We start from the raw sequence: 20529 nt of genomic DNA, 5'->3' as shown, positions 1-20529 counted from the left end.
GGGAGTGTCAACACCAGGTCCACCCCGGAAAAACACTGCTCACAAATATTCAGACTGATCGTAGAAAACAGCGAGCAGACTCGAGCCGATCGGCGTCGTAGTCTTCCCACTTCGCTGCAGGCACATCCTGATGCCCGACCTCGACGAAACTGCGTTTGGCGAAGAACTCCGCGGCCTCACTGCTGACGGTGACCGCGAACAGGGACGAGATGCCCTTCGTGCGGCAGACCTCCAACAATCCGTCCATCAACAAGCCGCCTGCTCCCAGTCCGGAGAACTCGGCAACGGTGATCAAGCCGGACACTTCGCCGAATCCGGTTCCGGCGTAACGGTCCACCTCGAGTCCGACGATGCCGGCGAGGTGCCCCGTGCGCAGTACCCGAGCACCGAGCCCACCGACAGCCATCCTGGCAATCTCGATCCGACTGCGCTGCTTGAGAACCCCTTCTCGCACTCCCTGTGCCACCAAAGCCTCTATTGCCGGGAAGTCGTCCACCTGTAGCGAGGCCAAGTGCAGGTAGCGGCCTTGGGTCAGGACGGTCCCTCGGCCGTCGAATGTGAACAGCTCGAATTCGAGATCCTCAGCACGACAGAGGTTTACGCTGTATGCACCACCGGCAAGTGCTGCCTCGGCGGCTGGGGGGAAATTGTCGAGCCCCCGTTCGGCCAGGTGGGCGACCAGGCGCTCGCGGTGCAGGTCGATGTCGGCGAAGCTACGAGGAGGATTACCCCAACCCCCGCCCGGATCGGTCAGGACCATTTTCGATGCCCGCACGCTCGCAGACACGGTGCCTGCAGTGCGCGCGACAGCGGCCGCCTCCGCCCCGATCACGACGCATTCCGAGTCCGCGATTGCGAGCCACAGACGGGCGACGGACTCGTCGTTCCAGACAGTCGCACCGGCCATGGCCACACCACCGACTGCAGCGGTGACTTCCGGAGCATGGTCGGCCGGAACCACGAATATGAATCGCGTGTCGCCGGTGCCGAACTCACCGACCGTCCGTTCCACTGCTTCCAGAGCCGCGACGCCCACCATGGGAAGGGCGATCACGATCGTGACCCCGCGGAACTCCTCGACGAAGAAGTCGCGCTCGGCAACAGGCACCCCGCTGGACGTCAGCTCGACCGCCACCTCGCGCGGGACCGCTGGCCGCGGCCGCAATTTCCGTGGGTTGGCGCGCAGATCGTAGTTCGTCATGGTGGGTCCAAGTGTGGACTGTCGACTCACACCCCGCAACGTCCGAATCAGTAGGTGTAGTTGATACCTCGGGAGAACGTGAATCCGCCCGTGGGTGCGGTACACCCGATTATGTCGTCGGGCCCGGACCGGCACACCACGTCCTCGACCGACAGCACCTGGCCGAACTCGAGTATTGGGGCGTTCGCATCCACGTAGATGCCCTGTGTCGTGCACATGCTTTCCGAGCCCGCCGCGGTTACGCGAACAGCGACCTTGTCGTTCTCGGCGTTCGAGCATTGCGGTCCGTCGAAAGGATTTCTGCCGTCCACGGCCTGACATCCCACTCGCCCCTCGGGCCCGTCGGCGTCCCAGATGCCGCAGTGAATGTTGCCCGTAGGCGACGTGAAGTTGTATTTGTCACTCCCCGTCCGGAACGTCACGGGATCGACGTTGCCTGCTTCGTCTCCCGACGGCTGCAAGATCGCACCACCACCACCCGGCACCAGGTCCGCTGCTTCCTCCGGCGTTCGCGTCGACGGAGCGACTGCAGATTTCTGTGGGGATTCGGCCTCGAGCCGAGTCGGCGGCTCGGCCACAACCGACGACTCGGTGCTCGTCCCCGCGGGCGACGTCGTCGTCCCAGCGGGCACACGTGTCGTGTCCGGCGCGGCACTGGTGTCCGAATCGCCACTCGCACAACCACCTAGGGCCAATCCGCACACAGTCGCGACCAGAACAACTGACTTCCGAGCAATTGTCACGTTTTCTCTTTTCTCTTTCGAGTCGACATGAAGACGTCACGGCTCTCGCCCGCCGGAAGCCGGTTCGGCGCTGTTCAGCGGGCCGGCACCTCGAAGGTGGGGCTCGGTGTATGCGCGGCACTCGTTCTGAAGGTGACCGTAAGCGGCCCCTCCCCTGTCTCGATGTCCACGTAAGGGTTTGCCACATTGGGGCCCTGGAACCGCCAGCTCGCCACCCGCTGCTCGGCGGTTCCGCTGAGTCCTGTGTCGTGGTTACGCCAATCCGCATAGATGCTCAGATAACACTCGTAGTCGGCTGATCCGGCCCATGCCGGGCTGTACAGGTGGGTGGTGAAATTCGCACGAATCTCGTTGGGCGCGTAACCGCTCTGGACATTCACATCGACGGTACCGCCGAGACATTGGGGAACCTCGGCGAGCGTGTAAATCCGTTGTTGCGGCGAGAAGTATCTCTCCTGGGCACCGGCTTGCGCGGCGCTGGTACCGATCACGGCTGTGAGCGCGCTGGCGAGGACGAGTGAACGAGTGACGACCGGATGCTTCTTCATGACCCTCCATGGATGTGCGCGGTGTACTTTCAGGATTCAACGTAACACTTGCCTAGACGGAAAGTGTTAGAGTTGCCAACATGGAAAGCAATCAGTCGCCGGACGACGTGCGCGATCTTCTGGGTGCGCTCCACGCCGATCGCGTCTCCCTCGCAGATCGTCTCGCTGCACCGTCCTGGTTCTACCCGGTCTTCGCCGCCGTGACCGCTCTGCACGTAGGAACGCCGGTATTGCCGGACAGCAACGTGGGTGCCGCATTCGCCGCTCTCCCGGTAGCGGCAGCCGCGACATTGGCTCTGCTCTACCCCCGGATATCCGGGGTGCGACCGGCGGCAGTAGGCATGGTGGGATGGGGTGTTCTCATCGGGCTCCTGGTGAGCGTGCTCGGCTTGTTGAGCGTGTCCTACGGTGTGGTGGCGTCACTGTCTGCGTGGTGGGTACTTCTGCCGCAGGCCGTGTGCTTCGTCGTCGTGCTGATCGGCGGTCGTCTGTTCGACGGCGTGTACCGAACCCATCTGCACGCTGGAGGCGTCCGGCAGCTCACCGGCCGCCGGTCCAGGAGTAACCGATCGTGACCGAAGATCCCGGTTTCGGGCCGAAATTCGATTCCGTCATACATGCTCCAATCCGCCTGCGCGTCTGCGGAATTCTGCGGCGAATCGACGAAATCGACTTCGCGGTCATACGCGACACACTCGAGATCAGCGACGCGTCGCTGTCGAAACATCTCAAAGCGCTCTCCGACGCGGGCTACGTCTCGATGAAGAAGACTGCGTCGCTGTCACGTTCGGACTCGAGGAGAGTGACGTGGGTGAAGCTGACAGGTGCCGGACGGGAAGCGTTCGATTCCCATATCGCCGAACTTCATGTCATCGCCCACGGCCACCCGGAACCATCGCCGTCGCGACCGCCCATCATGACGTGGAATCCGACCTTCGGTGCCACCCCCGAATTGGGCTGAACTGCATGTCACCGGGTGCAATTTCCACCACCCAGCATCCGAACGAACCGCCGCTGTACCGGCGACGCCGAGCCTGAATCCGATCACCGCCATCGGCGACAACAGACTGCCCGTTGTCCGACCGACACAGCCATCAGCTGGGGTCGGCCGCACAACGACGAATCGACCTCACTCCCCTGCACTCTGCGCTCACGTCCATCAGATGACCGTAATCATCAACGGCGACAACCATTTTCGGGGACGACGTCGCATCCATTCGTCGGTCGCGTTCGTGCCGGACAGCGTTGGTGCCGGACTGCGGACGGTTGTGCGGTGCCCGGGTTGTTCGGATCGCCAGCGATCGGCGTCGAACAGACGTACAAGGCGTGCGGTGAACGGCGCGACGATCTGCCTGGCTTACGAGAAGTCCTGGCCGACAGATTCAAGCAGAGGTCACGATGGTGGGAAATATGGCGCTCTTCGTCGCTCGACATACCGTCGAGGCACGACAACGGACAGACTGATACCCGGCACGGGCTGTTCGGGCACACCGGCCGCGAACGACGAATAACATGGACCCGGAGCCGCACGTATCCCGGGCGACACGGATCGGAGGGCCGATGTTCGATCTCCCGGGCGATCCGGTGAGTCTTCGATCCTTTCTGGAACGCTCCCCTGATTTCGTTGCGCTGTCCGATTTCACGGGGAAGATTCTGTACATCAATCCGGCGGGTTCGGAGCTGATCGGGGTCTCGGACGTGGCCGATATCGGCCAGCTGTCGGCCTTGGATCTGCTGACTTCCGACGGACTCGATCTCACCGACGACATCGCCGCCGGTCTACTCGCCGAAGGCAAGTGGGAGGGCTACTGCGAGCTGCGTCACCACGTGACCGGTACCGGCATGCCGGTCGTGGTGTCTTCCTACGTGATCAGTCGTGACGACGGTGGCCCCGACGTGGTCGTATCCACCATCAGGCACCGACACACGGTGGAACAGCGCAGTGCCAGGATGGCGGCCGACGCGGTGATCGCCGGTCGTCACGCGCTGGAGCAGAAGGCTCTCGCCGATCTGAGCCGATTCGCCGTCATAGCCGAGCTACCCAGGTTACTCACCGCAGCAACCGACACAGCCGCCACCTTGATCGGCGTGGGCAACTCCGCCATCGCCCATCTCGAGCACCCGACCGATCCGTACTTGACCATGGACGCGGCCAGCGGTGCACTGGGCGTGCGTCAGAACGTTCCGTCCGGGAACGGTTCGTTGGTGGGATTCGTACTGACGCTCTCGGAGCCTGTCGTGTGCAACGACAGTCACGCCGAGAATCGTTTCCGTACCGACACGATGATCTCTCTCGGCCTCCGCAGCGGCGTCGGAGTCCCCATCTTCACCGCCGCCGGAAAGGTTTGGGGAGTTCTCTCCATCCACAGCGCTGAGGCCCGTCTCTATCGTGACGAAGAAGTATCGTTTCTCAGTTCGGTTGCCGGGATCGTATCCGCGGCGATACGACGCATCGACCTCGAACTCCAACTGCGACGACGGAGTACGCACGACGCCCTGACCGGTCTGCCGAACCGCACCCTCGCGTACGAGGTCATAGATTCGGCGTTGGACCGTGCCAGACAACAGGCAGGCACCGTAGCACTGCTTCTGCTCGACATCGACGACTTCAAGATCATCAACGACAGCCTGGGACACGACGCCGGGGACAGGGCGTTGGTCAAGTTCGTCGAACGGCTCGCCTCGGCCATCAGAGACGCCGACACCATCGCGCGCCTGGGCGGAGACGAATTCTTGATCGTCTGTGAAGGCGTCGACAGCGTTGCTCACGCGGAGGAACTCGCTCGACACATCTCGAGTTCCATCGCCGTTCCCTTCTCCGCCGAAGACGTGCCCATCCCCCTGAGCGCCAGCATCGGTATCGCGGTGTCCGAACCGAATTCGAGTCGGCACGAGCTGATCCACCGCGCCGACTTGGCCATGTACCGCGCAAAGGACAGTGGTACCGGTGGGCATGCAGTGTTCGATCCCACCGATCTCTACGACGCGGATCGCATCAGATCGCTGTCGATCGATCTCCGAGCGGCACTGCTCGCCGATGAACTCACTCTCGCCTACCAACCGTTGGTGGACATCGCCACACGGAAGATCGTTGCCGTGGAGGCGCTCGCCCGCTGGAATCACCGCGAACTCGGCCCCATCGAACCGAGCGAGTTCGTCGGAGTCGCCGAAAGAACCGGTCTTGCAACGCCGTTGGGCGCGTGGGCGCTGCGCACCGCATGCACGGCCGCGGCGCGATGGCGAACGTTCTCCGACATCGTGGTCCGCGTCAACGTCAGCGCGCTTCAACTCCGCGATCCCGATTTTCCCACCGAGGTCGCCTCGGTACTGGAAGAAACAGGACTGCCTGCCTTCGCTCTCGGCCTCGAGGTGACCGAAACCGTGTGGGTCGCCGACACCGAACGGGTCGCCGACACCGTCTCCGCCCTGCACGCCATGGGGGTGGCTCTCCTGCTCGACGACATGGGCAAAGGCCACAGCTCCATGTCGTACCTCGACCGCTACCCCATGTTCGAGTGCTTCAAGATCGACAAGTCGTACATAGCGCGGCTGCCGGCCCCTCGGGCTCGCGCGATCGTCTCGGCCATCGTTTCGCTCGCCCGCGCATTCGACGTCACCGTCGTCGGCGAGGGAGTCGAAACCGAGGAGCAACTCGACGCGCTGGCCGCCACCGGCTGCGATTTCGCGCAGGGATACCTCTTGGGTCGGCCGGTCGGTGCCGGAGCCATCGCCGATCTGCTTCTCGGCGATCGATGAACCCCGACCGCGAGGGGCAGTTCGCCGGCCGCGCACCTGTGGCCTGATCCTGACTTCGAATCATCTGATGCACAGCCGGTTTCGTCGGCATTGGTGTCTGGGGACGGGATCGAGAGCGACTGTTACTTCTTTTCCCCTTTCAATGTATAGCGCACCCAGGGGCTTGCGGCAAGACCCCGTACAGGGCTCAGAATTGCACGCTGCAGCCACGTAGCTATCGATCGGAGTCCTGTGAAACATGCGTACCCGAGTGTTTTCGACCTACCCGACAATCTCGCGCGCAAGCGTGACTCGGCATTGATCGGCCAAGACAAGCAACACTTTTCAGCTATTCGCTCGAGTATCGAGAAGTCTCGTCTCGACACGTCGGCACGGCTGGAGGCAGCGCAGAAGTCGTCGGGCCGTATGGGCCGAGAAGTGATGGAACGCGACTTCGAGATACACCGCTTGGGCGGCCGTCTCCGTTCACTGCGTCGGTACGGAGTCGATCTGTGCCTGGGTCGCGTCGTGACCACCGACGCGGACGAGCCGGTATACATCGGACGACTCGGACTGCTGGGAACCGCGGGCAAGCAACTCCTCGTCGACTGGCGCTCCCCCGCAGCCGAACCGTTCTTCGGCGCTACTCACGCCAATCCCATGGGGCTGCGAAGTCGTCGTAGATACAGGTGGACGAACGGCACCATCACCGACTACTGGGACGAGGTGTTCTATCTGACCGAACCGATCACCGATGCTGCGCTGGACGATCAGTCCGCCTTCATCGCCAGTCTGGGTACGGCACGTTCACCGCGAATGCGTGACGTGCTGGGCACCGTTCAGGCAGATCAAGACGCGATCATTCGAGCGGACGCCCGCGGCGCGCTGGTCGTCGACGGTGGTCCTGGAACCGGGAAAACCGTGGTCGCACTGCATCGCACCGCGTATCTGCTGTATGCGGAGACGCGTCTGGGACACAGCCGCGGCGGCGTGCTGTTCATCGGCCCACACGAGCCGTACCTCGCCTACGTTTCCGACGTCCTACCGAGTCTGGGCGAGGACGGTGTGCAGACCTGTACTCTTCGAGATCTCGTCGCCGAAGGAACGAACGCGATCGACGAGACGAATCCTTCTGTGGCGCAATTGAAGGCGACCGAGAGCATGAACGTGGCGATCGACGCGGCCGTTGCGTTCTACGAGCAGCCACCGACTCGGACCATGATCGTGGAGACCGAATGGGCCGATCTGACATTGACTGCGGCCGATTGGGCCGAGGCCTTCGAGGCACCCGACCCCGGCACTCCACACAACGAGGCTCGTGAACAGGTTTGGGAATTGCTGCTGACGATTCTGATGGACCGCTACGACGGCGACGAGGACCCGACCGACATACGAAAGTCACTGCAGAACAACGAGTCTCTACGCGCGGAGCTGGAAAGATCCTGGACGATCATCGATGCTCCCGACCTCGTCGCAGACCTGTGGAGCGTGCCGGCGTACCTTCGCTCGTGCGCACCCTGGCTCGCCCCCGAGGACATCCACGCACTACAACGACCCGATCCGACGCGATGGACGGTGGCCGATCTCCCGCTGCTCGACGCCGCACGAATGCGGCTGGGAGATCCTGAACATGCACGGCGCACTCGGCGTCGGGAGCTGGCAGCTGTACACGAGCGCGCGCGAATGGACCGCGTCGTCGATGAACTCATGGCCGCCGACGACGACGAGATGATGGCTGCGCAGTTGCGGCAAGACGGAATTCGCGATGCGCTCGTCGATTCGGCGGGCTTCGAGCAGATCCCGTCGGACCCCTTGGCGGGGCCGTTCGCACACATCGTCGTCGACGAGGCGCAAGAATTGACCGACGCGCAATGGCACATGGTCCTGCGCCGGTGCCCGTCGCGCAGCATCACCATCGTCGGAGACCGCGCGCAAGCGCGTCTGGGATTCGCCGAGTCCTGGCGCGAACGACTTGGACGGGTCGGTCTCGACAGGGTCAGGATCGCGACCCTCGGTGTCAATTACCGCACCCCGCAGGAAGTCATGGCCGAAGCCGAGCCGGTGATCCGTGCAGCGCTGCCGGACGCGAACGTCCCGGTCTCCATCCGCAGTACCGGAGTGCCCGTCGAGTACGGAGACGCGGCACAGCTGGCGTCGATCCTCGATCGCTGGCTGCAATCGAACATCGACGGAATCGCCTGCGTCATCGGCGATCCCACGTTTCCCCCGTCGGAGCGCATCCGCTCGCTGACACCGCAGTCGTCGAAGGGCCTCGAATTCGATCTGGTCGTGCTCATCGACCCGGATTCGTTCGGATCAGGAATCGCCGGTGCCGTCGACAGGTACGTGGCCATGACGCGAGCGACCGGCCAGCTGGTCGTTCTGACCGCTCAGCGCGAGGCCGCACCGAGGACGCCCAGCACGGCATGAATTGCCGGGCTGGCATCGGCGCTGCGCCGCCACGCGGCCTGCACCTCACGAGCGGGAGCGCGCTCGAGCGGAACCGCGACGAGACCGGCACCGAGCACCGGACGCGCGAGGCGAGGCACGAGAGCGAGCACGTCGTCCGCTTCGACCAGCGCGAGTTGCGTGGAGAAATCGTCGACGAGATGGCGAACATCGATCTCGGCGGATGACTCGGCGAACAGCCGCCGAAACCACTGGTGACAGACCGTCCCGGCCGGGCTCGTCACCCACGGGTACCGAGCGAGTTCGGCATGGGTCAACGCGGTCTCGCGTCGGGCGAGAGGGTGGGTTCGCTTCATGATCACGTCGCCGAAGTCCAGGTGAATCGGTTGGCGAACGACCGAGGGAGGAGCGGGTGCCGATACCCCGTCTGCATCGTGCACCAGCGCCAAATCTGCGGTCCCGGCATGGACGCTGTGCAGTGCACGATCCGGATCCTCCTCGCTGATGTGCACCGTCAGATCGGGGTACCGTCGGTCCAGCTCGATCAGCGCGGGAGCTACCAATCCACGCACCGCGGTCGAGAAGCCGACCAATCGAACGACCCCACGAGCGATGCCCCCGTCGGCGGATCGAGCGGCCTCGACGCAGCGTTCCAGAGCGTCGAACACCTCCCCCGCGGACTCGACCACCGCCCGACCTGCGGGGGTGAGCACAACGCCTCTGCCGGCCTGTGCCAGTACCGGGGTGCCGATCTGCCGTTCGAGTCGTTTGATCTGCTGGGAGATCGCCGAGGAGGTGTAGCCGAGCTCGTCGGCGGCCCGCGCAAGAGTGCCGAGTGCAGCCACAGCGCGCAGTGCGTGCAGGGCGCTGGTATCGATCATGAAGGAACAGTACGCAGTAATGCCACAAATGCATCGCTGGACCTCAGGTATCGAGCGGTCCACACTCGGACCATGAACACCAATCGGTCGCCGGCCTCGACGATCTTCGGTACGAACCTCGTCGCCATGGCGACCCCGATGCACCCCGATGGTTCACTCGACCTTGCGGGCGTCGATGCTCTTCTCACGCACCTGTCGGCGAGACGATGCGATGGCGTCGTGATCGCCGGAACAACCGGTGAAGCACCGACCTTGACGGGCCACGAGGTCTCGCAGCTGATCGCTTGCGCCTGCAGGCATCGCGATCACGCTCTTCGCGTGATCGCTGGAGTAGGCACCAACGACACCTCCACGGGGATGGAGATGGCTCGGTCCGCAGCAGCTGCCGGTGCCGACGCATTGCTGATCACCGCTCCCTACTATTCGCGCCCCACCCAGGCCGGCATCGTGGAACATATGGTCGCCATCGCCGAAGCAGGCGGGCTACCCGTCATGGCGTACGACGTCCCGGCGCGCACAGGTGTGGCGATCGAGGCGTCGACGCTAGTCGAGCTCTCTCACCACCCGCTCATCGGTGCTGTCAAGGATGCCAAGGGTGATCTGTACGAGGCCATGACCGTCATGTCCTCGACGGACCTCGCCTACTACTGCGGAATCGACGAACTCGCGCTGCCCTACCTCGCCTCCGGTGCAACAGGATTGGTCAGCGTCACCGGAAACGTCGTGGCAGACCGCTACACCGAGCTGATCGCGGCAATCCGCGTCGGCGACCTGGACCGAGCGAACGCAGTACAGCGATTGCTCCTGCCGTTGACCGACGCCATCATGCGCACGACGCAGGGGGCCATCATGGCGAAGGCCGCGCTCGCCAGGATCGGCGTCATCTCCGACGCGACCGTGCGACGCCCACTTCTCGCATCCTCGGCGGCCGACCTGAGCCGACTCGACGCGGCCCTGTCGGCCACCGGATTCGATCAGGAATCGAGAAGCGAGCACGTTTCGGTACGACTAGCGTGACTGCTCATGGCGACGAAGAAGGTCTCGGAGGGCTCGGCACGGCATGCTGCCGACAGTCACGATTCGATTCGTGTTCAGGGGGCGCGGCAGAACAATCTCCAGGACATCGATGTGGAGCTGCCCAAGCGGCGACTGACCGTGTTCACCGGGGTCTCCGGGTCAGGAAAGAGCTCGCTGGTCTTCAGTACGATTGCGGCCGAATCACAACGCATGATCAACGAGACCTACAGTGCCTTCGTTCAGGGATTCATGCCCACGCTCGGCCGCCCGGATGTCGACGTCATGGACGGACTCACCACGGCCATCATCGTCGATCAACAGCGCATGGGCACCAATCCTCACTCCACCGTCGGCACCGCAACCGATGCCAACGCCATGCTGCGGATTCTGTTCAGCCGAATCGGAAAGCCGTACATCGGCTCCGCACAGACCTTTTCGTTCAACGTCGCGTCGGTGTCCGGTGCAGGTGCGTACAAGGTGGACAAGGGCGGCAGGCAGACCACAGAGAAGAAGTCCTTCACCGTGACCGGTGGCATGTGCCCACGCTGTGAGGGCAGAGGCTCCGTCAGCGACTTCGATCTCACCGCTCTCTACGACGCGAGCAAGTCGCTCAACGAGAGCGCGATCACGATCCCCGGCTACAGCATGGAGGGCTGGTACGGCCGAATATTCCGCGGCTGCGGGTATTTCGACCCGGACAAGCCCATCGCGAAGTACACCAAGAAGGAACTCGACGACCTGCTCTATCGCGAACCGACGAAGATCAAGGTCGACGGCATCAATCTGACCTACTCGGGGCTCGTGCCGCAGATTCAGAAGTCGTTCCTGTCCAAGGACGTCGACGCCATGCAGCCCCACATCCGCGCCTTCGTCGAACGTGCGATCACCTTCACCACCTGCCCGGACTGCCTCGGAACCAGGCTCAACGAAGGTGCTCGGTCGTCGAAGATCAAGGGCGTCAACATCGCCGACGCATGTTCGATGCAGATCAGCGACCTGGCGAAGTGGGTGAGCGGCCTGAAGGAACCGTCGGTGGCACCACTGCTGACCACACTCGGCGAGACTCTCGACTCGTTCGTCGAGATCGGGCTCGGCTACCTGAGCCTGGATCGTCCGTCGGGAACGTTGTCCGGTGGAGAGGCTCAGCGCACCAAGATGATTCGCCACCTCGGATCCTCGTTGACCGACGTGACGTACGTGTTCGACGAGCCGACCACCGGTCTGCATCCCCACGACATCGAGCGGATGAACAACCTGCTGCTTCAGTTGCGCGACAAGGGAAACACCGTACTCGTGGTCGAGCACAAGCCCGAGACGATCTCCATCGCAGACCACGTCGTCGATCTGGGCCCCGGTGCGGGAAGCGCGGGCGGGCACGTCTGTTTCGAGGGCACCGTCGACGGATTGCGGCAGAGCGACACCGTCACCGGTCGGCATTTCGACGATCGGGCATCACTGAAGGAATCGGTGCGCGAGTTCTCCGAAGTACTCGAAATCCGCGGCGCGGACTCCCACAATCTGCGCGACGTGGACGTCGACGTTCCACTCGGAGTACTGGTCGTCGTCACCGGCGTCGCAGGCTCGGGCAAGAGTTCGCTCATTCACGGATCGCTCTCGGGGACAGACGATGTGGTGTCGGTCGATCAGGGGGCTATCCGTGGCTCGCGTCGAAGCAACCCCGCGACGTACACCGGGTTGCTCGAACCGATCCGCAAGGCGTTCGCCAAGGAGAACGACGTCAAACCCGCGTTGTTCAGCTCGAACTCCGAAGGCGCGTGCCCGACGTGCAACGGCGCTGGCGTCCTCTACAGCGACCTCGCGATGATGGCCGGGGTGGCCACGACGTGCGAGGAGTGCGAGGGCAAGCGATTCCAGGCATCGGTACTCGAGTACCACTACGGCGGGCGCAACATCGACGAGGTGTTGTCGATGTCGGTCGCCGAGGCCGAGGAATTCTTCTCTGACGGGCCGGCGAAACTGCTCCCGGCACACAGGATTCTGCAGCGATTGAACGACGTCGGACTGGGCTACCTGAAGATCGGCCAGCCGTTGACCACGCTGTCGGGTGGAGAACGCCAACGCCTCAAGCTGGCGACGCACATGGCCGACAAAGGCGGGATCTACGTGCTGGACGAACCCACCACCGGGCTGCACCTCGCCGATGTCGACAAGCTCCTGGGGCTGTTGGACAGGTTGGTCGACTCGGGCAAGTCCGTGATCGTCATCGAGCATCATCAGGCCGTCATGGCCCACGCCGATTGGATCATCGATCTCGGTCCCGGTGCCGGGCACGACGGCGGACTGGTCGTGTTCGAGGGCACGCCGTCCGATCTGGTGGCGGACGGTTCGACCCTGACGGGCAAGCACTTGGCCGCGTACGTGGGGAGCTGACGTGCAACCGATTCCCGGCCGGACCGCCGAGGCCGTCGTCACCGACAAGGTCACCTTCGACTGACCGATATCCTGGACCCTCCATGGTGACCTTGCTGCTTGCGCTTGTCGGATTTGCACTACTCGATTCACTCGACGTGCTGCTGATCGGCGTGACCGCTGCCATCGCTGTGCACTCGAGAACCACCCGCCGGTCTCCTTTCCGAGCCGGGCTGGCGTTCGTCGGCGGAGTGTTCACGGCGACCACCACGTTCGGCATCCTCACCGTTCTCGGCATCGATTTCTTCACCGATCTGTTCGACATCACCATCACTGCCACGCTCCGGTATCGAACGGAACTGGTTGTGGGGCTGGTGCTGATCGGTCTCGGTGCACTGCGCACCACCGAACGCCGCCCACCGGCGTGGGCAGCCCGAGCCGGCTCGAGCATTCCCGTCGTTGCCCTGACCGGACTGACGATCGGTCTGGTGCAGGGCCCGACGGCAGTGCCGTATCTCGCCGGGTTGACGATGCTCTCCACCTACGATCCCCGTCCGCCGTGGTGGCCGGCCATCGTCGTGGTGTACTGCCTGATCGGGCTGCTACCGCCCATCCTCGTTCTGATTCTGGCGTCGAGAAAGAGTCGACGTTCCAGGCGGGCGTTCACCGCGACCGTGCGGGCTCTGACGCGGTACGGCCCACCGACGGTGCGCGTCATCTTCGTCGTACTCGGTGTCGCACTCGTCGCCGACGCGCTCGTTCATGCCCGAGACCTCCTGTAGGTCGTCGCCGTAAGCTTCTGCGCATGGCACTCGATCATGGCGATCCCGGTGACGCCCCGTCCGTTCCCCCTCCCCTGGCCCCCGTCGTCGAGGACCGTCGGCCGTCCGCGGCCGAGGAAGCACGCACGATCGCTGCGTCCACCAACACCGCAACTCTTGCGAGCCTGACCGCGGACGGCGATCCCTGGGCTTCGTTCGTCACGTACGGATTGCTCGACGGCGCTCCCGTTCTGTGTGTCTCGCGAATGGCCGAACATGGACGCAACCTCACCGGTGATCAACGGATGAGCCTGTCGATCGTGGCACCGCAATCGCAGACCGATCCGCTGGCGTCGGGCCGAATCACGCTGGCAGGTGTGGTCGAGCGGCCGGAGGGCGACGAGCTGGCCGCAGCACGCGCGGCGCACCTCGACGGCGTACCGGCGGCGAAGTACTACCTCGACTACAGCGATTTCACGCTCTGGGTCATGCGCGTGCATCGGGTCCGGTGGGTCGGCGGATACGGCCGGATGGATTCTGCAACTGCCGAAGCGTATTCCCAGGCCGCGCCCGATCCGGTGTCGCCGACCTCCGCGTACGCGGTCGAGCACCTCAACGCCGACCACTCGACGTCGCTGACTGCGATGGCCCGCGAACTGGGCGGCTTTCCCGATGCGACGTCCGCGGAGTGCACGGCAGCGGACCGCTACGGACTGGATCTGAAGGTGCACACGCCGCGCGGAATCGCGTACACCAGGGTCGGTTATGCGACTCCGATCGGCTCGGCTGCCGAACTGCGAGCCGCGACCGTGGAACTGGCGAAGCGCGCAGCAGCCGGCCGATAGGTGCGCGCTGCCACCACAGACACGACGACCTTGTCGAGACGTCGCGATCGATGGCGACTACCGTTGACCTCACACCGCAATCGTTAGGGAGCAGGTAATGAGCATCCAACCGCTCGAATCGAAGCGTCACCGCGTCGTCGTCATCGGTTCCGGGTTCGGAGGTCTGTTCGGCGTCAAGGCGCTCAAGAAAGCCGACGTCGACATCACCCTCGTCGCCAAGACGACACACCACCTTTTCCAGCCTCTCCTCTATCAGGTCGCGACAGGCATTCTGTCCGTCGGCGAGATCGCTCCCACCACCCGCGTCATTCTGCGCAAGCAGAAAAACGCCGAGGTGCTGCTCGGAGACGTGCTGAACATCGATCTCGAGGCCAAGACGGTGACGTCCAAGCTCCTCGAACGCATCACCGTCACTCCGTTCGACAGCCTGATCGTCGCTGCAGGCGCACAGCAGTCCTACTTCGGCAACGACCACTTCGCCGAGTTCGCGCCCGGCATGAAGACCATCGACGATGCACTCGAACTGCGAGGACGCATCCTCGGTGCGTTCGAGCAGGCCGAACTCTCCGACGATCAGGAGGAGAAGGACCGCCTCATGACCTTCGTGGTCGTCGGCGCGGGTCCCACCGGTGTCGAGCTCGCCGGGCAGATCGCCGAGCTCGCCGATCGCACCCTCGACGGAGCTTTCCGCAACATCGATCCGCGCGACGCCCGCGTCATCCTGCTCGACGCCGCTCCCGCCGTGCTGCCGCCGATGGGCGAGAAGCTCGGCCGCAAGGCTGCCGAGCGGCTCGAGAAGCTCGGCGTGGAAATCCAGCTCAACGCGATGGTCACCGACGTCGACAACGACGGCCTGACCGTCAAGGAGAAGGACGGCACGACGCGTCGCATCGAGGCGCAGTGCAAGGTCTGGTCCGCAGGCGTGCAGGGCAGCCCACTCGGTAAGCAACTCGCCGACCAGTCCGGATCCGAGACCGATCGCGCCGGACGCGTGCTGGTCGAACCGGACCTCACCGTCAAGGGTCACCCGAACGTGTTCGTGGTCGGCGACCTGATGTCGGTCAAGGACGTTCCGGGCATGGCGCAGGGCGCCATTCAGGGAGCGACCTACGCTGCCAAGCTGATCAAGGCGTCGGTCAAGGGCCAGGACGATCCCGCCCAGCGGGCCCCGTTCAAGTACTTCGACAAGGGTTCGATGGCGACGGTGTCGCGGTTCAACGCCGTGGCCAAGGTCGGCAAGCTCGAGTTCGGCGGATTCATCGCCTGGCTCATGTGGCTCGCTCTGCACCTGTACTACCTCGTGGGATACCGCAGCCGCATCACGACCGTCATCTCGTGGTTCGTGACGTTCCTCGGCAAGGGCCGCGCGCAGATGGCGTCGACCGAACAGCAGGTGTTCGCGCGATTGGCCATCGAGCAACTCAACTCTCTCGAACGTGCGGGTGCCGTCAAGACGGACGCAGCCGATCAGGAACAGGAACGCGAGAAGGCCGCAGGCTGATCAGCAGCTGACCCGTCGCTACGACTGCGACGCACGGGCCGACGACATACCGTCGGCCCGTGCGTCGTTCGTTTGTCAGGGCTGTCTCAGCCGAGCGAATCGACAGGCTGTAGACGACGCCCCACCGAGGTACTCAGCGAACCGCCTCCGGCCAGCGCCAGCCGGACGGAACCGTCTGCCAGATCGACCTCGGACGCCCGAGTATCGGGATACCTCAGCGTGCTGGACATCGACAGCGGTGCCGACAACGCGTCGTGCGCAACCGATCCCGCACCCAGTTCCACTCGATGACGCAGCAGCGGGCTGCCTCCGACGTCGCATCGCATCGCACTGCTCCACTGTCCCGACGCTTCCTCGAAGCGGCCGATCTGCGTTCGCTCTCGTAACCACAGAGTCGAATCCTGTTCCAGCACAACGGTGTTGATCACCGAGTGCGAGGCATCGGAGACGACGACCATCGGTTCCGGGTCGAAGACCAGCGACGCACCTGCACCGACCTCGAAGTGCCACTGCGCGGAGGAGTGACGATGCAGCCCACCGGGCATCGCCAACGAGGCTGCGACACTGCGCACCTCCAGGTGCGCGCCGGCCGCCACCGAGATTCTGACCACGATGGTGTCACCGCCGAGAGGAGTTGCCGCCGTTCCGATCAGGTGAACCGTGTCCGGTCCGGTCTGTCGGCCGGCGAGTCCGCCCACCGAGGTGATGCGTGGGCTGCGGCTGCGGCTCGCGTCGATGCAGAGCTCTGTGTGCATCGACGCTCAGTGTGTGTGGGCGTGCGCGTCGGCGTCGGCGATCACCTTCAGCTGCTCCCGCACCCACTCGAGCACCATGGTCGCCGCCGGATCGTCGGTGAGGGAGATCAGCGCAGTCGGGCGCCCCTCGCGTACCTGAGCCGCGTCCCGTTCCATGACACCGAGATCAGCTCCTACGTACGGAGCGAGGTCGGTCTTGTTGACGACCAACAGGTCGGAGAAAGTCACACCGGGACCGCCCTTACGCGGCACCTTGTCTCCCCCGGCCACGTCGACGACGAATATCTGCACGTCGATCAGACCGGACGAGAACGTCGCCGTCAGATTGTCGCCACCGGATTCCACGAGAATCAGATCCAGGGGCGGGTTGTTCTCGATCAGATCGTCGATGGCGTCGAGATTGGCCGTGATGTCGTCTCGGATCGCGGTGTGTGGGCAGCCACCGGTCTGGACCGCCGTGATGCGCTCGTCGGGCAACACGGCGTGCCTACGCAGGAAGTCCGCGTCCTCGGTGGTGTAGATGTCGTTGGTGAGTACGGCGAGCGAAAGTTCGTCGCGCAGTTCGCGGCACAGTGCAGCAACCAACGCCGTCTTCCCGGAACCGACGGGTCCACCGATGCCGACGCGCAGCGCGTCACCTGCCACCCGTGCGCGCTTGGGCCGATCCAAACCGTGGTCGTGGGGCTCACCGTCGATCAGGTGCGGGGGCATGTCGAACTCCTTGTCGCTAGAGAAAAAAATGGATCCGTACTCAGGATACGAACAACGGCCGATCGCGGACGGCGTGGGCTTCGGCGAACATGTCCAGCAACGGATCCGACAACTCCATCAGCTCGGGCAGGCACTCGCACACCGCCGAGGTCACGTCGTCGCAGAAGTCGCCCAACCGGATGGTGCACGCCGCGACCTCGGCCGGATCGAGCGCGAGCAGACGCTGGGCGGCGATCGCCGACCCGGTCATGGTGATGTACACCTGCACGGCGGCCGTGTCGGTAACCGACAGGCCCGCCGCGAGTCCGACGTGCCCGGCGGCAACGGCCAGATGCGGCTTGCGGCCGATTGCCGCCCAATCATGATGCGGCCAAGCAGACTTGGCCAACCGAAGCAATCCGCGACCCTGAGCACGGGAAGCAGACCTCGCGGCCGGGGACGGTGTTCGTGCGTCGGATTCGGCATCTGCCTCGTCCGTGCTCGACGACCCGTACACCAGCGATGCGGCAATGGACGCCGTTGTGGCCCCGGAGGTTCGGATGCGGCGCCGCAGAAACGCCTCGAGCGTCTCGATGTCTCGGACGAAGCCCGAGGCGATCGCTTCCTCCACGCCGCCGGAATGCACGTGGCCACCGGTGGGCAGCCGTGAATCCGCAAGCGAGAGAAGCGTGGTCACCTGCAGTCGGGCATCGGGCATCAGAAGAGGAAGTATCGCTGCGCCATCGGCAGTTCGGTTGCCGGCTGCTCCGTCCACACGTCACCGTCGATACGGACCGTGAAGGTATCGGGATCCACTCGGATGTCGGGCAGAGCGTCGTTGAGTGCCATGTTCGACTTCCTGACACCGCGCACGTTCTTGACCGGAACCAACCGACGATCGCAGTTCAGACGTCCGGCCAGTCCGTCCTCGATCGCCTGCGGGGCAACGAAATGCAGCGACGTCGCGGCGGCTGCCTTCGGCGACGCCCCGAACATAGGACGTGGCAGTTCGGGTTGTGGGGTCGGGATGGACGCGTTGGCATCGCCCATGGCAGCCCAGGCGATCATGCCGCCCTTGATGACCATGTGGGGACGCACCCCGAAGAATGCCGGATCCCACAGCACCAGGTCGGCGAGTTTGCCCGGCTCGATCGAACCGATCTCGTCGTCGAGGCCATGTGCGACGGCCGGGCAGATGGTGTACTTGGCGACGTAGCGCATGACTCGGTTGTTGTCGGCTCCGTTGTCGCCGGCCAGGAAGCCGCGACGAGACTTCATCACGTGGGCCGTCTGCCAGGTGCGCAGAACCACCTCACCAATGCGGCCCATTGCCTGAGCGTCGCTGCCGATCATCGAGATCGCACCCATGTCGTGCAACAGATCCTCGGCTGCGATCGTCGACGGCCGGATTCGGCTCTCGGCGAACGCCAGATCCTCCGGAATCGATGGACTGAGGTGGTGGCACACCATCAGCATGTCGAGATGTTCGTCCAGGGTGTTGACGGTGTGGGGTCGCGTCGGGTTGGTCGAGCTGGGGAGGACGTGCGGCTGCGCCGCCACGGTGATGATGTCGGGTGCGTGCCCGCCGCCCGCACCCTCGGTGTGATACGCGTGAATTCCACGTCCCCTGATCGCATCGAGGGTGGTCTCGACGAATCCGGCCTCGTTGAGAGTGTCCGAGTGCAGCGCTGCCTGAACACCTGCGTCCTCGCACACTCGCAGGCACGCGTCGATCGCGGCCGGGGTCGAACCCCAGTCCTCGTGCAGTTTGAAACCCGATGCGCCGGCGCGCAATTGCTCCCACATCGAGTCCGGATTGACCGTGTTGCCCTTGCCGAGGAGCACGATGTTCATCGGCCAGTCGTCCAGTGACTCGAGCATCCGAGACAGGTGCCATGCGCCCGGCGTGACGGTGGTGGCCTTGCTGCCTTCGGCGGGGCCGGTACCGCCTGCGATCACCGTGGTGATGCCACCACCGAGAGCCTCCTCCTTGATCTGCGGGCAGATCAGGTGGACGTGGCAGTCGATACCGCCTGCGGTGACGATCTTTCCGTTGCCCGCGATGATCTCGGTGGACGGGCCGATGACGAGATCGGGATGCACCCCGGTCATGGTGTCGGGATTGCCCGCCTTCCCCAGCGCCACGATGCGTCCGTCGCGAATACCGAGATCGGCCTTGATGATTCCCCAGTAGTCGACGACGACAACCCCGGTGATGACCGTATCGGGAGCGCCGTCGGCGCGGGTGGCTCGGGACTGACCCATCGATTCACGGATCACCTTGCCACCGCCGAAGACGGCCTCCTCACCGGCGTTGCCGGGGCCACCACTGCGGTCCTCGGTGACCTCGATCAGAAGATCGGTGTCTGCCAAGCGGATTCGATCACCCGTGGTGGGACCGAACAACTGGGCGTATCGACTGCGACTCATACGCGCCATCAGCTGTCCAACTTTCCGGGAGGTGTCATGCTCAATCCGTGTACCTCGCGCGTGCCGCCGAGGGGCACGAGCCGAATCGTCTGTTCGATGCCGGGCTCGAAACGCACCGCCGTGCCCGCAGGGATGTCGAGGCGGCAGCCGTGCGCCCGTTCGCGGTCGAACTGCAGAGCTGCGTTCGACTGCGGGAAATGCACATGGCTGCCCACCTGTACCGGTCGATCTCCCGCGTTGACGACGGCCATGGAGATCACCTCGGCGCCGTCGTTGATCTCGATGTCGCCTGCGACGGTGATGATCTCGCCCGGAATCAGGTGACCGTCACCCCGCTTCGGAGAGATCGGCTCGTGCACCGTGATCAGTTTCGTGCCGTCCGGGAAGGTCGCTTCGACCATCACCTCGGGGAGCAACTCGGGCACACCGTCGATGACGTCGTCGGCCCCCAGAATCTCGCGACCCGAGGACATCAGGTCTGCGACCGACCGGCCGTCGCGGGCACCTTCGAGCAGGTGATCGGTGATGACCGCGATCGCCTCGGGGTGATTGAGTTTGAGGCCGCGTGCCTGACGACGCCGAGCGAGCTCGGCCGCGTAGCTGACGAGCAGTCGGTCCTGCTCGTGCGGAGACAACCGCATTG

General features: G+C 64.3%; 18 protein-coding genes. 9 read left to right on the top strand and 9 right to left on the bottom strand.

What is annotated here, in order from left to right:
- Positions 1 to 49: 49 nt before the first annotated feature.
- The 3 genes from QM590_RS05285 to QM590_RS05275 all read right to left on the bottom strand — a co-directional run bounded on the left by QM590_RS05285 (position 50) and on the right by QM590_RS05275 (position 2492).
- Positions 50 to 1201, bottom strand: a complete 1152-nt coding sequence (locus QM590_RS05285; protein WP_269594088.1) for a GNAT family N-acetyltransferase — start codon at positions 1199 to 1201, stop codon at positions 50 to 52.
- Positions 1202 to 1248: 47 nt separating this feature from the next.
- Positions 1249 to 1779: a hypothetical protein gene (locus QM590_RS05280; protein WP_269594087.1), complete on the bottom strand. Its 531-nt coding sequence runs from the start codon at positions 1777 to 1779 to the stop codon at positions 1249 to 1251.
- Positions 1780 to 2018: 239 nt separating this feature from the next.
- Positions 2019 to 2492: a hypothetical protein gene (locus tag QM590_RS05275; RefSeq protein ID WP_068047269.1), complete on the bottom strand. Its 474-nt coding sequence runs from the start codon at positions 2490 to 2492 to the stop codon at positions 2019 to 2021.
- 80 nt (positions 2493 to 2572) lie between these two features.
- Between QM590_RS05275 and QM590_RS05270 the strand changes: the two genes are divergently transcribed.
- The 4 genes from QM590_RS05270 (at position 2573) to helR (ending at position 8657) form a co-directional block, all read left to right on the top strand.
- Positions 2573 to 3067 (top strand): hypothetical protein, encoded by a 495-nt coding sequence (locus tag QM590_RS05270; RefSeq protein WP_269594086.1) that lies wholly within the window; start codon positions 2573 to 2575, stop codon positions 3065 to 3067.
- The gene (locus tag QM590_RS05265) at positions 3064 to 3453 is read left to right on the top strand and encodes a transcriptional regulator (protein WP_269594085.1); all 390 of its coding nucleotides are present in this window, start codon (positions 3064 to 3066) and stop codon (positions 3451 to 3453) included. Before QM590_RS05270 ends, QM590_RS05265 begins: the two co-directional genes overlap by 4 nt.
- 599 nt (positions 3454 to 4052) lie before the next feature.
- A complete protein-coding gene (locus tag QM590_RS05260) occupies positions 4053 to 6248 on the top strand; it encodes a sensor domain-containing protein (RefSeq protein WP_269594084.1) in 2196 nt (731 codons plus the stop codon).
- Between the two features lie 231 nt (positions 6249 to 6479).
- Positions 6480 to 8657 (top strand): RNA polymerase recycling motor ATPase HelR, encoded by a 2178-nt coding sequence (gene helR / locus QM590_RS05255; protein WP_269594083.1) that lies wholly within the window; start codon positions 6480 to 6482, stop codon positions 8655 to 8657.
- Here helR and QM590_RS05250 read toward each other — a convergent pair.
- Positions 8618 to 9517 (bottom strand): LysR family transcriptional regulator, encoded by a 900-nt coding sequence (locus QM590_RS05250; RefSeq protein WP_269594082.1) that lies wholly within the window; start codon positions 9515 to 9517, stop codon positions 8618 to 8620. The genes helR and QM590_RS05250 overlap by 40 nt on opposite strands.
- A gap of 72 nt (positions 9518 to 9589) precedes the next feature.
- On the opposite strand from QM590_RS05250, the gene dapA reads away from it, so the two are divergent.
- From dapA to QM590_RS05225, 5 genes are all read left to right on the top strand, one after another.
- A complete protein-coding gene (gene dapA / locus QM590_RS05245; protein ID WP_269594081.1) occupies positions 9590 to 10534 on the top strand; it encodes a 4-hydroxy-tetrahydrodipicolinate synthase in 945 nt (314 codons plus the stop codon).
- A 6-nt stretch (positions 10535 to 10540) separates the two neighbouring features.
- Positions 10541 to 12925 (top strand): ATP-binding cassette domain-containing protein, encoded by a 2385-nt coding sequence (locus QM590_RS05240; RefSeq protein WP_269594080.1) that lies wholly within the window; start codon positions 10541 to 10543, stop codon positions 12923 to 12925.
- A gap of 83 nt (positions 12926 to 13008) precedes the next feature.
- Positions 13009 to 13686, top strand: coding sequence for a GAP family protein (locus QM590_RS05235; protein WP_094641753.1), 678 nt, complete (start codon positions 13009 to 13011; stop codon positions 13684 to 13686).
- A gap of 23 nt (positions 13687 to 13709) precedes the next feature.
- Positions 13710 to 14510 (top strand): HugZ family pyridoxamine 5'-phosphate oxidase, encoded by an 801-nt coding sequence (locus QM590_RS05230; protein ID WP_269594079.1) that lies wholly within the window; start codon positions 13710 to 13712, stop codon positions 14508 to 14510.
- 97 nt (positions 14511 to 14607) lie between these two features.
- The gene (locus tag QM590_RS05225) at positions 14608 to 16011 is read left to right on the top strand and encodes an NAD(P)/FAD-dependent oxidoreductase (protein WP_269594078.1); all 1404 of its coding nucleotides are present in this window, start codon (positions 14608 to 14610) and stop codon (positions 16009 to 16011) included.
- Between the two features lie 86 nt (positions 16012 to 16097).
- On the opposite strand, the gene QM590_RS05220 is transcribed toward QM590_RS05225, so the two are convergent.
- Genes QM590_RS05220 through QM590_RS05200 form a run of 5 tightly spaced genes read right to left on the bottom strand, consistent with a single transcriptional unit; the run spans position 16098 to position 20527 of the window.
- Positions 16098 to 16766 (bottom strand): urease accessory protein UreD, encoded by a 669-nt coding sequence (locus tag QM590_RS05220; RefSeq protein ID WP_269594077.1) that lies wholly within the window; start codon positions 16764 to 16766, stop codon positions 16098 to 16100.
- Positions 16767 to 16772: 6 nt separating this feature from the next.
- Positions 16773 to 17477 carry an urease accessory protein UreG gene (ureG, locus tag QM590_RS05215; protein ID WP_094641747.1) on the bottom strand — a complete coding sequence of 235 codons (705 nt, stop codon included), beginning with the start codon at positions 17475 to 17477 and terminating at the stop codon, positions 16773 to 16775.
- Positions 17478 to 17517: 40 nt separating this feature from the next.
- Entirely contained in the window at positions 17518 to 18174 is a 657-nt protein-coding gene (locus QM590_RS05210) for an urease accessory protein UreF (RefSeq protein ID WP_269594076.1), read from the bottom strand.
- Positions 18174 to 19895, bottom strand: coding sequence for an urease subunit alpha (locus QM590_RS05205; RefSeq protein WP_269594073.1), 1722 nt, complete (start codon positions 19893 to 19895; stop codon positions 18174 to 18176). Before QM590_RS05205 ends, QM590_RS05210 begins: the two co-directional genes overlap by 1 nt.
- Positions 19895 to 20527 carry an urease subunit gamma gene (locus QM590_RS05200; RefSeq protein WP_094670151.1) on the bottom strand — a complete coding sequence of 211 codons (633 nt, stop codon included), beginning with the start codon at positions 20525 to 20527 and terminating at the stop codon, positions 19895 to 19897. The genes QM590_RS05205 and QM590_RS05200 overlap by 1 nt, the downstream gene beginning before the upstream one ends.
- Positions 20528 to 20529: the final 2 nt, after the last annotated feature.

The organism is Rhodococcus sp. IEGM 1372 (genome assembly GCF_030056835.1).
GTDB lineage: Bacteria > Actinomycetota > Actinomycetes > Mycobacteriales > Mycobacteriaceae > Rhodococcoides.
The sequence above is the reverse complement of the archived record's forward strand: the minus strand, read 5'-3'. Positions and strand labels throughout refer to the sequence as shown.

Excerpts from the sequence above, each read along its gene's own strand:
- dapA (WP_269594081.1), top strand. The coding sequence starts at position 9,590 with ATGAACACCAATCGGTCGCCGGCCTCGACGATCTTCGGTACGAACCTC.
- QM590_RS05235 (WP_094641753.1), top strand. The coding sequence starts at position 13,009 with ATGGTGACCTTGCTGCTTGCGCTTGTCGGATTTGCACTACTCGATTCA.
- QM590_RS05210 (WP_269594076.1), bottom strand. The coding sequence starts at position 18,174 with ATGCCCGATGCCCGACTGCAGGTGACCACGCTTCTCTCGCTTGCGGAT.
- QM590_RS05260 (WP_269594084.1), top strand. The coding sequence starts at position 4,053 with ATGTTCGATCTCCCGGGCGATCCGGTGAGTCTTCGATCCTTTCTGGAA.
- QM590_RS05205 (WP_269594073.1), bottom strand. The coding sequence starts at position 19,895 with ATGGCGCGTATGAGTCGCAGTCGATACGCCCAGTTGTTCGGTCCCACC.
- QM590_RS05220 (WP_269594077.1), bottom strand. The coding sequence starts at position 16,766 with ATGCACACAGAGCTCTGCATCGACGCGAGCCGCAGCCGCAGCCCACGC.
- ureG (WP_094641747.1), bottom strand. The coding sequence starts at position 17,477 with ATGCCCCCGCACCTGATCGACGGTGAGCCCCACGACCACGGTTTGGAT.
- QM590_RS05250 (WP_269594082.1), bottom strand. The coding sequence starts at position 9,517 with ATGATCGATACCAGCGCCCTGCACGCACTGCGCGCTGTGGCTGCACTC.
- QM590_RS05200 (WP_094670151.1), bottom strand. The coding sequence starts at position 20,527 with ATGCGGTTGTCTCCGCACGAGCAGGACCGACTGCTCGTCAGCTACGCG.
- QM590_RS05240 (WP_269594080.1), top strand. The coding sequence starts at position 10,541 with ATGGCGACGAAGAAGGTCTCGGAGGGCTCGGCACGGCATGCTGCCGAC.
- QM590_RS05270 (WP_269594086.1), top strand. The coding sequence starts at position 2,573 with ATGGAAAGCAATCAGTCGCCGGACGACGTGCGCGATCTTCTGGGTGCG.
- QM590_RS05275 (WP_068047269.1), bottom strand. The coding sequence starts at position 2,492 with ATGAAGAAGCATCCGGTCGTCACTCGTTCACTCGTCCTCGCCAGCGCG.
- QM590_RS05230 (WP_269594079.1), top strand. The coding sequence starts at position 13,710 with ATGGCACTCGATCATGGCGATCCCGGTGACGCCCCGTCCGTTCCCCCT.
- QM590_RS05225 (WP_269594078.1), top strand. The coding sequence starts at position 14,608 with ATGAGCATCCAACCGCTCGAATCGAAGCGTCACCGCGTCGTCGTCATC.
- QM590_RS05285 (WP_269594088.1), bottom strand. The coding sequence starts at position 1,201 with ATGACGAACTACGATCTGCGCGCCAACCCACGGAAATTGCGGCCGCGG.